This is a genomic window from Bradyrhizobium sp. CCBAU 051011, assembly GCF_009930815.1.
In the GTDB taxonomy this organism is placed as follows: domain Bacteria; phylum Pseudomonadota; class Alphaproteobacteria; order Rhizobiales; family Xanthobacteraceae; genus Bradyrhizobium.
In genome coordinates, this window is record NZ_CP022222.1 from 1198538 (window position 1) to 1212529 (window position 13992).

Sequence of the window (13992 nt, forward strand, 5' to 3'; positions counted from 1 at the left end):
CCGCGCTCCGCTCGTCATCCCCGCGAAAGCGGGATCCAGTATGCCGTGGCTTCTCGGCATAACGTCGCCGCCTCTGGAATACTGGATCGCCCGGTCTCAAGGCCGGGCGACGACAGCGGAGTGTGGAGGCGCAAGGGACGAACCTACCCGCCCATCTTGGCGACGAGGGCGTCGGAGATCTCGAAATTGGCGTAGACGTTCTGGACGTCGTCGTGCTCGTTGAGGAGGTCCATCAGCTTCAACAGCTTCTCGCCGGTCTCATCATCAACCGACACCGTGTTCTGCGGCTTCCAGGTCAGCGCCGCCTTGCGGGCTTCGCCGAACTTGGCTTCCAGCGCTTTTGCCACCTCGCGAAAGGTTTCCTGCGAGGCGTAGATCTCGTGGCCGCTTTCGCTGGATGCGACGTCATCGGCGCCGGCTTCGATCGCGGCTTCCAGCATGGCGTCGTCGGAGGCGACGCTGGCGTCATATTCGATGATGCCGGTGCGATCGAACATGAAGGCGACCGAGCCGGTTTCGCCGAGATTGCCGCCGGACTTGGTGAAGTAGGAGCGGATGTCGGAAGCGGCGCGGTTGCGGTTATCGGTCAGCGCCTCGACGATCACGGCGACTCCGCCGGGGCCATAGCCCTCGTAGCGGATTTCGTCATAGCTCTCGCTCTCGCCGCCAGTCGCCTTCTTGATGGCGCGCTCGATATTGTCCTTCGGCATGTTCTCCTGGCGCGCCGCGATCACGGCCGCGCGCAGCCGCGGGTTCATAGCCGGGTCGGGGGTCCCGAGCTTGGCCGCGACCGTGATTTCGCGCGCCAGCTTGCCGAACAGTTTTGACTTCTGGGCATCCTGCCGGCCCTTGCGGTGCATGATGTTCTTGAATTGGGAATGGCCGGCCATGCGAGGTCTCTTGGATTCGTCCAGGGGATGCGGGGGTTGAAGCGCGGCCTTATAGGCCCAGAATCGGCCGAAATCAAAGGTTTACGGCCCCTTCGGGTATGGCAGTACTGCCGTGCGACGAAATATCAGGCAGTTGTTAACCATGACTTCATGCTCGGATGAGAGGATTTTGCACCGATCCTCAACTGTTAAGAGACGTCATGGCCTTCGGATTGTTCAAAAAGCAGGCCCCGGGACCGGTCGCACCTGCCGTCCAGCCCAAGGCCCAGACGGCTTCGACCCCGGCGGAAACCACCTCCGGCGATGGCGATTCGGCCAAGGCGATCCTCGAACTGCTGGAGCTCGAACTCGGCGCGATGATCCGCCAGCTCGAGCGCGCGGCCAATTCGGTCGCCGGCGGCGCCGAGGCGACGGCTGCGACCCTCTCGACCATCCGCCAGCGCACCAATGCCCTGACCGACCGCACCAGCGCCGCACAGGGCACGGCGACGACCTTTTCGCACGCCGCCGACAAGTTCACCCAGTCGGCGCAGGGAATCGGATCCCAGGTGCGCGACGCCGGCAAGCTCGCCGATCAGGCCAGCGAGGCCGCCCGCGAAGCCAGCGTTAACGTCGATCGCCTCAGGGAATCATCGGCGGCGATCGGCAACGTCGTCAACCTGATTGCCCAGATCGCGCGGCAGACCACGCTGCTGGCGCTCAATTCCACCATCGAGGCCGCGCGCGCCGGCGAGGCCGGACGCGGTTTCGCCGTAGTTGCCACCGAGGTAAAGGCACTCGCGGTGCAGACCCAGAACGCCACGGAAGAAATCACCAAGAAGATCGAGGCGCTGCAGCGCGACGCTGCGGGCTCGGTCGATGCCGTGCATCGCATCACGCAGTCGATCGAGGCGATCCGCCCGGTGTTCGAGAACGTCAACGGCGCGGTCGCCGAACAGAACGCCACCACCGGCGAGATGGCCGACAATGCAGCCTCCGCCTCCTCCTTCATCGCCTCGGTCGGCGACAGCGCCGGCGAAATCGACAACGCGACCAAGGAAGCCGAGGCCCATGGCGAAAGCGTCGCCAAGGCTGGACGGGCCGTTACTGCGTTCGCGCAGAAGCTCAAATCGCGCTGCGCCGTGCTGCTGCGTCAGGGCGGACACACCGAGCGCCGCGAGCCGCAAAAGCTGCCTTGCAGCCTCAAGATCGAAATCCAGACGCCACGCGGCGTGATATCGGCGCCGGTCTACGAGATTTCGATGGATGGCATCCTGATCAGCGGGCCCGATGCCGACAGGCTGGCGCAGGGCCAGAGTTTCGATGCGACGCTGCAGGATGTCGGCGCCTGCCGCATTCGCGTCAGTGAGCGCTCGAAGGCCGGCACGCAGGCACGGTTCGAGCGGACCAATGCCGCGCTGACCGAGAAGATCGAAGACAAGCTGTTTTCGATCCAGGACGACAACACCGAGGCGGTTACCCGCGCGATGGAAGCCGGCGCGGCGCTGAAGAAGATTTTCGAGAACGGCGTCAACAGCGGCGCCATCTCGATGGAAGACATGTTCGACACCAACTATGTCGAGATCGCAGGCAGCAACCCGGTGCAATATCGCACCAGGATTCTGGACTGGGCCGACCGCGCGCTGCCGCCGTTCCAGGAAGCGTTCCTCGCCAAGGATTCGCGAATGGCGTTCTGCGCCATGATCGACACCAACGGCTATCTGCCCGTGCACAACAAGATCTATTCGCATCCGCAGCGGCCGGGCGACGTCACGTGGAACACCGCCAACTGCCGCAACCGCCGCATCTTCAACGATCCCGCGGGACTTGCCGCCGGGCGCAACCAGCGCGCCTATCTGATCCAGAGCTACGCCCGCGACATGGGCAACGGTAACACGGTGATGATGCGCGAGATCGACGTGCCGATCCGCGTTCACGGCCGCCACTGGGGCGGGTTCCGCACGGCCTACCGGCTCTAGTGCGCTCTCGGCTCTAGTGCGCTCTCAGGCAAGACTCCAAGGCGCGAATCACATTCTAAACTTGGAATTGGAATGCGATCACTGCGGTGGGCCGATCATCGGCTCCGACTGGAGAAAGCTCTGATGTCCGTTGTGCAGCGTGCAGTCCTGGACACGCAATCCAACCAGACACTGGCCGAACGGCTCATTGACCAGCTTGCCGACCGCATCGGCGGGCTCGGCGTGGAACTTGCCGATATCGCCGGCAACGTCCAGGAGGTCGCGAGCCGCGTCGCGAACCAGTCGGAGCGGTTCCACCACCTGCAGGAGACGGCCGAGACGATGGTCTCGGCCAACCGCGACATCGCCAACGCATCGCAGGCAGTGCAATCGACCACGTCCGCAGCCGTCGTAGAGATCGTTCAGTCGCGCAGTGCGGTGGATGCGGCCGTCCAGCACATCGCCGAACTCGTCGAAGCGGTCGGCCGCATCGAGGCCCGGCTTAGCGCCGTCGGCTCGGCGCTGTCGCAGGTTGCAAAAGTTTCCGGCTCGATCGAGGCGATTGCGAAGCAGACGAACCTCTTGGCGCTCAATGCCACGATCGAGGCAGCGCGCGCCGGAACCGCCGGCCGCGGCTTTGCCGTGGTCGCGAGCGAAGTGAAGAACCTGGCCGAGGGGACTCGCCAGGCCACGCAGCAGATTTCCGACACTATGCGCGATCTCGACGGCCAGATCGGCAGCCTGATCGGCGAGAGCAGCGACGCCTCGCTCCGCGCCAAGAGCGCCGGTGAAGGCGCACAAGAGATCAGCGGTATCATCGCGCGCGTGCACCAGGGTATCGCGTCCGTAGGCCAGGAGATCGACGGCGTCGCCAGGGCCGCGACGTCCAATCTCGGCCATTGCGACACTGTGATCACCGAGCTCAGCGAACTCGCCAAGGGCGTCGACCTGTCCTCGCGCGATCTCAAGCACGCGGACGACCGGGTGGCAAAGCTGCTCGAGACCTCCGAAGGGTTGATCGCGCTGATCGCCGACAGCGGCGTCGAGACCTCGGATGCACCGCTGATCCGCGTCGTCGTCGACACCGCCAAGCGCATCTCGACCGAGTTCGAGGCCGCGATCGACCGCGGCGAGATCACGCTCGACCAGTTCATGGACGAGAAGTACCGCGAGATATCCGGCACCGATCCCAAGCAGTATCTCACCAATTACGTCGACTTCACCGACCGCGTGCTGCCCGAGATCCAGGATCCCATCCAGAAATCCGATCCGCGCATCGTGTTCTGCGTCGCCTGGGCCAAAGGCGGCTATCTGCCGACCCACAATCCGAACTACCGCCTGCCGCAGGGCCCCGATCCGGTCTGGAACAACGCCAATTGCCGCAACCGCCGCCTGTTCAACGACCGCGCGGTGAAGAAGGTGGCGGCGAACACAAAACCGTTTCTGCTGCAGACCTACCGGCGCGACATGGGCGGCGGCAATTTCGTGTTGATGAAAGACCTGTCGTCACCGATCTTCATCCGCGGCCGCCACTGGGGCGCCTTCCGGATGGGTTTTCGGCAGAACTAACTCATAATCGGTTGTGTGTCCTGGCCTCGACATGCGGGCGCCGTCACTGGGGCGACGCCATGGCCTACAGGCTGTAATCGCACATTTCATCTAACCGCACGCGTCGCTTCGCGCGAATAGTCGCAGGCCGCCTGCAGAAAGCGCAGCGCGACGGCGTTTCTGTAGGGCCATCCAATCTCTTCGCCGTTGCAGACGCGTATCGTGGCGTGTGCCCGATCCGCAAAATCAGCATATCACATCCATCGCTTTTGCGCACGACAAACAGGCCGGTGAAAGTCATCGTACTGACGCGCGGATATGACATCCCCTAGCACCGAAGCAGGCGGAGACGAAAATGACGCATTCTGGGACAGCGGAGTCCAAAGCGACGATCACCGCCGCGCTGGAGAAAATCCCGATCACACTGACTGTCAATGGCGCAGAGGTAAAGCTTTCAGTCGCGCCGTGGACGACGCTGCTGGATGCGCTGCGCGACCGTCTCGACCTGACCGGCACCAAGAAGGGCTGCGATCACGGCCAGTGCGGCGCCTGCACCGTGCTGGTCGACGGGCGGCGGATCAATTCCTGCCTGACGCTGGTGGTGATGAAGGAAGGCGCCGAGGTGACCACCGTCGAGGGCCTTGCACGCAACGGTGAACTGCACCCGCTGCAACAGGCCTTCATCGATCACGACGCGTTTCAATGTGGCTATTGCACGTCGGGGCAGATCTGCTCGGCCGCCGGCCTGATCGCCGAGGGCAAGGCCAGGACGGCCGACGAGATCCGCGAACTGATGAGCGGCAACATCTGCCGCTGCGGCGCCTATCCGAACATCGTGGCGGCGATTCAGCAGGCGATGGAGCGATCATGACCCCGTTTCAATACACGCGCGCCAGCGACATCGCCGACGCCATCAAGCAGATCGCCGCAGACCCATCCGCCAAATTCGTCGCGGGCGGCACCAACCTGATCGACCTGATCAAGTACGATGTCGCGACGCCTACCCGGCTGATCGACATCTCACGCCTGCCGCTCAGGAACGTGGAGGAGACCGCGACCGGCGGCGTTCTGATCGGGGCGCTGGTCCCAAACACCGACCTCGCCTACCATCCGCTGATCGAAGCGCGCTATCCGCTACTGTCACGGTCAATTCTGGCTGGTGCGTCGCAGCAGTTGCGCAACATGGCGTCGACCGGCGGCAATCTCGTGCAGCGGACGCGCTGCTTCTATTTCTATGACGCGACGACGCCATGCAACAAGCGCGAACCGGGCAGCGGCTGTTCGGCAATCGACGGCATCAACCGCATCAATGCAATCCTCGGTACGAGCGAATCCTGCATCGCCACCCATCCCTCCGACATGTGTGTAGCGCTCGCCGTTCTGGAAGCGATCGTGCATGTCACAGGTCCGGCCGGAGCGCGCACCATTGCATTCGCGGATTTCCACCGCCTGCCCGACAACACACCGCAGATCGACACCAATCTGGAGCCCGACGAGATCATCACGGCAATCGAACTGCCGGCAAAAGGTTTCAGCACGAACTACTCCTACCTGAAGATCCGCGATCGCCTGTCCTATGCGTTCGCGCTGGTATCGGTGGCGGCAGCGCTCGAGCTTGACGGCGACACGATCAAGGAGGCGCGCCTAGCGCTCGGGGGCGTGGCGCACAAACCATGGCGCAGTTCGGCGGCCGAAGTCGTTCTGCGTGGCCAGCGCGCTGATGCCAGCACATTTGCGAACGCCGCAGACATCCTGCTGCGCGGCGCCAGGGGTTTCGGACACAACGACTTCAAGATCGGCCTGGCGCGGCGCGCCATCGTGCGGACGCTTGATCAGGCTGCGCGAGGCACGCCGCAGTCGATCTCCGACAAGAAAATACGGTGAATGCAATGGCAAGCTACATCGGAACAGCGACGTCCCGTGTCGACGGCCGGGCCAAGGTTACCGGCGAAGCCAAATATGCCGGCGAGTTCAACGTTCCCGGTCTCGTCCACGGCTATGTCGTCGAGTCGGTCATCCCGAAGGGGCGGATCGTGCGCATCGACACCAGCGGCGCGCTGGGCATTGCGGGCGTGATCGACGTGCTCACCCACCACAATCGACCGCCAATGGCCGACAAGGATGACGCCTACAAGGACGAGGTCGCGCCCGAGAAGGGTTCGCCCTACCGCCCGCTCTACGACGACAGGATCCAGTTCACCGGACAGCCGGTCGCGCTGGTGCTGGCGGAAGATTGGGAAACAGCGCGCGTCGCCGCCTCGCAGGTGAGGATCGAATACCAGAAGGAGCCGCACGTCACCGACCTGCACGCAGAGCGCACCAGGGCGTATGCCATCGACACGCCGGAGAAGCCGCGCGGCGATGCCGAAAAGGCATTTGCGTCCGCCGCCGTCCGCCACGCGGCCGAATACACCATTCCGACCGAGCACCACAATCCGATGGAGTTGTTTGCCTCGACCGCGATCTGGGAGAACGGCCAGCTCACCGTCTACGACAAGACGCAAGGCGTGCAGAATGTCCAGCAGTATCTTTGCAAGGTTTTCAAGCTGCAGCCCAATGCGGTTCGTGTCATGTCGCCCTATATGGGTGGCGGTTTCGGCGCGGGCTTGCGTCCGCAATATCAGGTCGTGCTGGCCGTGCTGGGAGCTACCGCGCTCAAGCGCCCCGTCCGCGTCATGGTGACGAGGGCGCAGATGTATGCGCTCGGCTACCGGCCGGCGAGCATCGAACGGCTGGCGCTTGGCGCGAGCAGCAGCGGCACACTCGACTCAATGCAACATGAAGCCATCGCCGTGACCTCGCAGTTCGAGGAATTTGCGCGCAACGACACCGGCTGGGGCAATCTGCTCTACAAGAGTCCCAACGCGAAATTCGAGCACAAACTCGTCAAGCTCGATCTGCCGACGTCCTGCGACATGCGGGCGCCGGGCGCTGCGACCGGCGTCTATGCGCTGGAATGCGCGATGGACGAACTTGCCATCGCGCTCAAGACCGATCCGGTGCAGCTACGGCTGCAATGCTATTCCGACCGCCATCAGGGCGAGGACCTTCCCTATACCAGCAAGCAACTTCGCGAGTGCTACGCGCAGGGCGCGGAGGTGTTTGGCTGGAACAAGCGCAACGCCGAGCCGCGCTCGATGCGCGACGGCAGCGAACTGGTCGGCTGGGGCATGGCATCCGGTGTATGGGAAGCGCTGCAGGTGCCGGCCACGGTCCGCATCGTGCTGACGGCGAACGGCCACGCCGAAGTGGCGACCGCCGCCTCCGATATCGGCACCGGAACCTACACGATCATGGCGCAGGTGGCGGCCGACATGCTCGGCCTGCCGATCGACAATATCAGCGTCAAGCTCGGCGATTCCACCCTGCCGCAGTGTCCGGTGGAAGGCGGCTCGTGGATCGCATCATCCGTGTGCAACGCCATCGCGAATACCGCCCGCGCGGTTCGCGGCGACTTGCTGGAGCTTGCAAAGACGACGACGGATTCACCGCTGTCGGGCGCCGGCGTAGACGACGTTGCGCTGATCGACGGCAAGATCGTCAGCAAGCGGGATGCAAGCCGCGCGGTCTCGATCGCAAGCGCGATGCAATCAGGCAAGGCCGAGCGCATCACGCGCGAGGAAACCAACCAGCCTTCCGAAGACAAGTCTCACGCGCGCAATGTGCACTCGGCGATCTTCGCCGAGGTCAAGGTCGACGAAGAGATCGGCATCATCCGCGTGACTCGCGTGGTCAAAGCCGTCGCCGCGGGCCGCATCCTCAACCCCAAGACGGCCCACAGCCAGGTCATGGGCGGCGTGGTCTGGGGCATCGGCATGGCGCTGCACGAAGAAACACTCTACGACCATCGCTTCGGACGGGTGATGAACGCCAATATCGCCGAATACCATGTGCCAGTGAATGCCGACATCCACGACATCAAGGTCATCTTCGTCGACGAACCGGACGAGATGGTCAACCCGCTCGGCATCAAGGGCCTCGGCGAGATCGGCATCGTCGGCGTCGCGGCGGCGATCGCCAACGCGGTCAACCATGCAACGGGAAAGCGGGTGCGCGACCTGCCGATCACGCTGGACAAGGTGATTCAGTTCAATTGAGAGGACTTGTCAGCTCCAGAATCCCGGCACTGCCGGCTCGAGCCTGCCGCCGGCCCGCACCGGCGCAACGCGCAGCGCGAGGCCGGTGGCATCATCGGTCTCGACTGCAACGCCACTGAGTGTCGCAACACCGGCCGCCGGTTCGAAGCGGGCTGACGGAATGCCCGTCGTGAAGCGCCGCAGCGGCTCCTCCTTCTGCATGCCGATGACAGAGTCATAGTCGCCGGTCATGCCCGCGTCGGTCATGTAGGCGGTACCGCCGGTGAGAATCTGGTGATCCGCGGTCGGCACATGGGTATGGGTGCCGACGACGAGGCTGGCGCGGCCGTCGCAGAAATAGCCGATGCCCTGCTTCTCGCTAGTCGCCTCGCCATGGAAATCGATCACGATCGCGTCCGCCGCCTCGCCGAGCGGACAGGCCTCGAGTTCGCGGTTGAGGACCTGAAACGGATCGTCGAACGGCGTCATGAAGACGCGGCCGATGGCGTTGACGATGAGCGCACGCTTGCCGTTCTTGGTATCGACCAGCGCCGCACCGCGGCCCGGCGTGCCCTTGGGAAAGTTTGCGGGGCGGATCAGTTTTGGCGCACGCTCGATGAACACCAGCGCCTCGCGCTGATCCCAGGCGTGATTGCCGAGCGTGATGGCATCCGCGCCGGCATCGAGCAGTTCCTGATAGATCGTCTCGGTGATGCCGAACCCGCCGGCGGAATTCTCGCCATTGACGACGACAAGATCGAGCGCCCAGTCCCTGATCATGCCGGGAAGATGTTCCGCGATTGCGGTACGGCCAGCGCGACCGACCACGTCGCCTACGAAAAGAATACGCAAAGTTCAGCTCCGGAAATCGAACACTTTCTTTTCCGTTAGCACATAATCCAGCGCCACGTCGTGCGGCAGCGCGGGAACGGTTTTTATTTCCTGCACGGAAAAGGCGGCGCCGATCGCCGTGATCGCCTTGGCTTTTCGCAAATGCGCCAGCGTGAAGTCGTAATGTCCTGCACCATAGCCGATGCGGTGACCCTCGCGGTCGAACGCCGCCAGCGGCACCAGCATGATGTCGGGAATCAGTTCTTCGGCCGCAGGCGATGGTTCGAGGATGCCGAGCGGGCCCAGCATCAGGCGATCGTCGGGCGACCACGCGCGGAACGCCAGCGATTTTCCGCGCGACAGCACGGCCGGCAACGCGAGCTTTGCGCCCTGCCCGGCGAGCTTGCGCATCAGGGGCGCCGGATCGATCTCGCTGCGGATCGGCGAATATCCTGACACAACGAGGCCCGGCTCGATTCCAAATGGCAGGCCGCGCTTGGCGATCGCCTGCGCTGCAGCGGCGCGCTGCTCGTCGCTCAATGCGTCGCGCTTGGCGAGCGCTGTCGTGCGGAGGTCGGCTTTGGAGAGGGTTGTCGTCATGCCATGCTGCTCTTCGCCGTCATCACCCGCGAATGCGGGTGATCCAGTATTCCAGAGACTTCAGTGATTCAACCGAGACGCCGCGGCGTACTCGATACCCCGCATGCGCGGGGTATGACGGGACGTGCGCGGGTAGGACAAAGTCACGAGCAAGAACAAACAAGAGTGCGAAGCCGCGATCGCCGTTGAAGCACTCGATCCCGGAGTTCCCTACGAAAGTAGGTGGGCACCATATGTCCGGATCCACGGACCCGGCCAGGGACAGTTCCCTAAAGGATCGATAAGGCCCCGGGGATATATGGCTCCTGACGCACGACGCAGCTTCGCAAGAACCAATGTAAGGGTTGTGGGCGGAAACCGCCAGCGGTAACGCGCGACACTTGTGCTCATCCTTAGATTGCGCTCCACTTCACCCTCCCCTGGAGGGGGAGGGTCGTTCGCACTCGGCGATGCGCAGCATCGTCGATGCGAGCGGGGTGGGGTGATCTATCCGCGAGCGAGATCGACATGATTTCAACGGCTATCCGCCGCGCAGCAGCAAAGAAGCTGCGCGCCAATACGACGCCGCACGAACGCATTCTCTGGCGGGCCCTGAAAGAGCTGCCGATAGAAGGTACGCATTTCCGTCGGCAGGCGCCGATCGGTCAGTATGTTGTGGACTTTTTCTGTCCAGCGAAGCGTCTGATCATCGAGCTCGATGGCGGACATCACGACGATGACGCAACCGCCGAGCGCGACAGCGAAAGGCAAGCTTGGCTGGAGCAGGAAGGCTATCGTGTCATCCGCTTCTGGAATTCGGATGTGAGTGCGGATCTCAATGCAGTGATGGAGAAGATTTACGTGGAGGTATATGGGGCGCGTGAAGCAGAGGCCCTTCGCCTCAGACACCATCGACGACGATAGACTGTCACCCCACCCCGCCGCTACGCGGCGACCCCAAGAGCGAGCTTCGCTCGTCTCGACCCCTCCAGGGGAGGGTAAAGAACGAGCGCTAATGGCGCATTTCACCCGATTGCGACGCCGTTGCCGATGGTGCGGTTGATCACCTGCGTGGTCTTTTCGATGCGGTCGGCGGCGGCGTTGAGGGCGTTGGCGACGGCCACTTGGGTGGCCTTGGCGCGGTCGGCGGCGGCCGTGCGAACGTTGCGCAGGGTTTCGAGTTCGCCCTCCAGCGCGCGAATGCGCGCGTTGGCATCGACCAGTTCGTCGCACACCGTCAGCGCGGCCATCACCGTCAGCCGCGCATCGCCGATCTCGCCGAACTTGCCGCGCAACTCTCCGACCCGCGATTCCAGGCTCTCGGCGAGTTTGAGGAGCCGCACTTCCTGCCCTTCCTCGCAGGCCATGCGGTACTGCCGGCCGTTGATGGTGACGTTGATGTGGCTCATTCATCCTCTCCGGCGTCGAGCACCGCGCGGATGGTGCCGATCGCGGCATCGAGTTTTTCTGATATCTCGCGATTGGCCCGCTCCAGCCTGCGCGTCTTCACCAGCGAGCCGTCGAGTTCGTCGGCAAGACGCGAGCGATCGGCGCCGAGCGCCTGGATCCGGCTCGCCAGTTCGTTCTCGTCGCGGTCGGCATCGCGCCGCCGCTCGGCCGCAGCCTCGAGCGCGTCGAGTGCCAGCATCAGGCGCCGAGTGGCGACATCGATGTCGACTTGGACCGGCTCGGCATTGCCGATACCGTTAGTGTGACGATCGCTCATGAGAGACAGCGCGCACCTTCGCGTGAGCCCGCCGGACGGCAGCAAAATCCGCGGTTCGGCAAGCGGTTAGAGCCCGAAATTTACGTGGCAAGCGAGCCGAGCGCAACGCCGACGCGAAGCTATGCACTGCTAAGCAACTTTTTGGACCGGAAGGGCGTTTCCCCGCCTTGGACTCGGGGGGATTGAGGTGCTATCCAGCCCGCACTTTCCCCTAAGCACGCCCGTATTCCGGCCTTCGCCCGGTACGTACCCCTAACCAAGCACCTCATTTCAGGCGGATTTTCATCATGACGCAAGTCGATCACACCCGTATGGCCAATGCGATTCGCGGGCTTGCCATGGATGCCGTCGAAAAGGCGAAATCCGGCCATCCCGGCTTGCCGATGGGCGCTGCCGACATCGCGACCGTGCTGTTCACACAGTTCCTCAAATTCGATGCAACTGATCCGAACTGGCCGGACCGCGACCGCTTCGTGCTCTCGGCCGGACACGGCTCGATGCTGCTCTATGCCCTGCTGTACCTCACCGGCAACAAGGACATGACGCTCGACCAGATCAGGAATTTCCGCCAGCTCGGCTCCAAGACGCCGGGCCATCCTGAGAACTTCGAGACCAGCGGCGTCGAGACCACCACCGGCCCGCTCGGCCAGGGCATCGCCACCGCGGTAGGCATGGCGCTGGCGGAAAAGATGCTCGCCGCCGAGTTCGGCAAGAAGGTGGTCGGCCATCACACCTACGTGCTCGCCTCCGACGGCGACCTGATGGAAGGCGTGTCGCAGGAAGCGATCGCGCTGGCCGGGCACTGGAAGCTGAACAAGATGATCGTGCTGTATGACGATAACGGCATCTCGATCGACGGCCCGACCTCGCTCGCCGATTCGGTCGATCAGGTGAAGCGCTTCAAGTCCGCCGGCTGGGCGGCGGAATTGATCGACGGCCATGATCCGAAGGCGATTGCCGCCGCGATCACCCGCGCGCAGAAATCCAACAAGCCGTCGTTGATCGCCTGCAAGACCACCATCGGCTATGGCGCGCCGACGCGGGCCGGCACGGCGAAGGCCCACGGCGAGGCGCTCGGCGCCGACGAGCTCAAGGGCGCCAAGGAAAAGCTCGGCATCTCGCTGGAAGCCTTCTCGGTACCTGACGATGTGCTGAAGGCATGGCGTGAGGCCGGCAGCCGTGGCGCTGCCGCGCGCCAGGAATGGGAAAGCGTTTTCGCCGAGCTCGGTCCCCGCAAGCGCGCCGAGTTTGAGCGGCGGATGCGGCACGAGCGGCCGGCCGCGCTGTCGAAGGCGCTGCGCGCGCACAAGAAGGCATTGCTGGAATCGCCGCAGAATGTCGCCACGCGGAAGTCCTCCGAATCCGCGATCGAGGCAATTGCGGCCGCGATGCCGATGGAATTCCTCGCCGGCTCCGCCGACCTCACCGGCTCCAACAACAACAAGGCGAAATCGGCTGTCGCGTTCTCGGCCAAGACGCCGAAGGGCCGCTTCATCCATTACGGCATCCGCGAGCACGGCATGGCCGCGGCGATGAACGGCATCTTCCTGCATGGCGGCTTCGCGCCGAACGGCGCGACCTTCCTGGTGTTCACGGACTATGCGCGGCCCGCGATGCGGCTTGCCGCGCTGATGGGCGCGGGCGTCGTCTATGTGATGACCCATGATTCCATCGGGCTCGGCGAGGATGGACCGACGCACCAGCCGGTGGAGCATCTCGCAGCACTTCGCGCCATTCCCAACATGCGCGTGTTCCGCCCCTGCGACGCCGTCGAGGTCGCCGAGTGCTGGGAGCTCGCGCTGAACCGTGTCGACGGTCCGACGGTGCTGGCGCTGACCCGCCAGAACCTGCCGCAACTGCGCACCAACGCGCCGAACGATAACCCTTGCGCGCATGGCGCCTATGAACTGGTCGCAGCCCAGGGTGAGGCCAAGGTGTCGCTGTTCGCCTCGGGCTCCGAGGTCGAGGTCGCCGTGGCCGCCCAGAAGCAACTGGCTGAACGCGGCATCCCGTCGCGGGTGGTCTCGGTGCCCTCGCTGGAGCTGTTGCTGGCGCAGCCGGCGGACCGCCAGCAAGCCATCATCGGCAATGCACCGGTCAAGGTCGCCATTGAGGCCGCGGTACGGTGGGGCTGGGATGCCATCATCGGCCACGATGGTGAATTCGTGGGCATGCACGGTTTCGGCGCCAGCGCGCCAGCCAAGGACCTTTTCAAGCACTTCGGAATTACCGCCGAGGCCGTCGTTAACGCTGCCGTGAAGGGCCTGGGCTGACGGTTGAGCTCTTGGGGAAAAAGGACTACCTAGACCCCCATCTTGACCGTTCCCGCCCGGCAGAACCGGGCGTTCCGCCGTAAGCCCCTCCGTGGAACGACTCCGCGGGGCCGGCACCGGCTATTAGAGGAG

Annotated in this window: 12 protein-coding genes and 1 other RNA gene; 7 read left to right on the forward strand and 6 right to left on the reverse strand. The window is 64.0% G+C overall.

What is annotated here, in order from left to right; genetic code table 11:
* Positions 1–143: 143 nt before the first annotated feature.
* On the reverse strand, positions 144–890 hold the full coding sequence (locus tag ACH79_RS05805; protein WP_161850153.1) for a YebC/PmpR family DNA-binding transcriptional regulator: 747 nt from the start codon (positions 888–890) through the stop codon (positions 144–146).
* Positions 891–1090: 200 nt separating this feature from the next.
* On the opposite strand from ACH79_RS05805, the gene ACH79_RS05810 reads away from it, so the two are divergent.
* The 5 genes from ACH79_RS05810 (at position 1091) to ACH79_RS05830 (ending at position 8472) form a co-directional block, all read left to right on the forward strand.
* Positions 1091–2848, forward strand: coding sequence for a methyl-accepting chemotaxis protein (locus tag ACH79_RS05810; protein WP_161850154.1), 1758 nt, complete (start codon positions 1091–1093; stop codon positions 2846–2848).
* 123 nt (positions 2849–2971) lie between these two features.
* On the forward strand, positions 2972–4396 hold the full coding sequence (locus ACH79_RS05815) for a methyl-accepting chemotaxis protein (RefSeq protein WP_161850155.1): 1425 nt from the start codon (positions 2972–2974) through the stop codon (positions 4394–4396).
* 334 nt (positions 4397–4730) lie between these two features.
* Entirely contained in the window at positions 4731–5246 is a 516-nt protein-coding gene (locus ACH79_RS05820; RefSeq protein ID WP_161850156.1) for a (2Fe-2S)-binding protein, read from the forward strand.
* On the forward strand, positions 5243–6259 hold the full coding sequence (locus ACH79_RS05825) for a xanthine dehydrogenase family protein subunit M (RefSeq protein WP_161850157.1): 1017 nt from the start codon (positions 5243–5245) through the stop codon (positions 6257–6259). Before ACH79_RS05820 ends, ACH79_RS05825 begins: the two co-directional genes overlap by 4 nt.
* A gap of 5 nt (positions 6260–6264) precedes the next feature.
* On the forward strand, positions 6265–8472 hold the full coding sequence (locus ACH79_RS05830) for a xanthine dehydrogenase family protein molybdopterin-binding subunit (protein ID WP_161850158.1): 2208 nt from the start codon (positions 6265–6267) through the stop codon (positions 8470–8472).
* 9 nt (positions 8473–8481) lie between these two features.
* On the opposite strand, the gene ACH79_RS05835 is transcribed toward ACH79_RS05830, so the two are convergent.
* The 3 genes from ACH79_RS05835 to ssrS all read right to left on the reverse strand — a co-directional run bounded on the left by ACH79_RS05835 (position 8482) and on the right by ssrS (position 10209).
* Positions 8482–9303: a TIGR00282 family metallophosphoesterase gene (locus tag ACH79_RS05835; RefSeq protein WP_161850159.1), complete on the reverse strand. Its 822-nt coding sequence runs from the start codon at positions 9301–9303 to the stop codon at positions 8482–8484.
* Between the two features lie 3 nt (positions 9304–9306).
* Positions 9307–9882, reverse strand: a complete 576-nt coding sequence (locus ACH79_RS05840; RefSeq protein WP_161850160.1) for a 5-formyltetrahydrofolate cyclo-ligase — start codon at positions 9880–9882, stop codon at positions 9307–9309.
* Positions 9883–10048: 166 nt separating this feature from the next.
* A non-coding RNA gene (ssrS, locus tag ACH79_RS05845) (6S RNA) lies at positions 10049–10209 on the reverse strand.
* Between the two features lie 180 nt (positions 10210–10389).
* Here ssrS and ACH79_RS05850 point away from each other — a divergent pair.
* Entirely contained in the window at positions 10390–10785 is a 396-nt protein-coding gene (locus ACH79_RS05850; RefSeq protein WP_161850161.1) for an endonuclease domain-containing protein, read from the forward strand.
* Positions 10786–10886: 101 nt separating this feature from the next.
* Here ACH79_RS05850 and ACH79_RS05855 read toward each other — a convergent pair whose 3' ends face one another.
* Together ACH79_RS05855 and ACH79_RS05860 are read right to left on the reverse strand one after the other, a co-directional pair.
* Positions 10887–11270 (reverse strand): cell division protein ZapA, encoded by a 384-nt coding sequence (locus ACH79_RS05855; protein WP_057863148.1) that lies wholly within the window; start codon positions 11268–11270, stop codon positions 10887–10889.
* Positions 11267–11587 carry a DUF4164 domain-containing protein gene (locus ACH79_RS05860; RefSeq protein ID WP_161850162.1) on the reverse strand — a complete coding sequence of 107 codons (321 nt, stop codon included), beginning with the start codon at positions 11585–11587 and terminating at the stop codon, positions 11267–11269. Before ACH79_RS05860 ends, ACH79_RS05855 begins: the two co-directional genes overlap by 4 nt.
* Before the next feature lie 287 nt (positions 11588–11874).
* Between ACH79_RS05860 and tkt the strand changes: the two genes are divergently transcribed.
* The gene (tkt, locus tag ACH79_RS05865; RefSeq protein ID WP_161850163.1) at positions 11875–13860 is read left to right on the forward strand and encodes a transketolase; all 1986 of its coding nucleotides are present in this window, start codon (positions 11875–11877) and stop codon (positions 13858–13860) included.
* Positions 13861–13992: the final 132 nt, after the last annotated feature.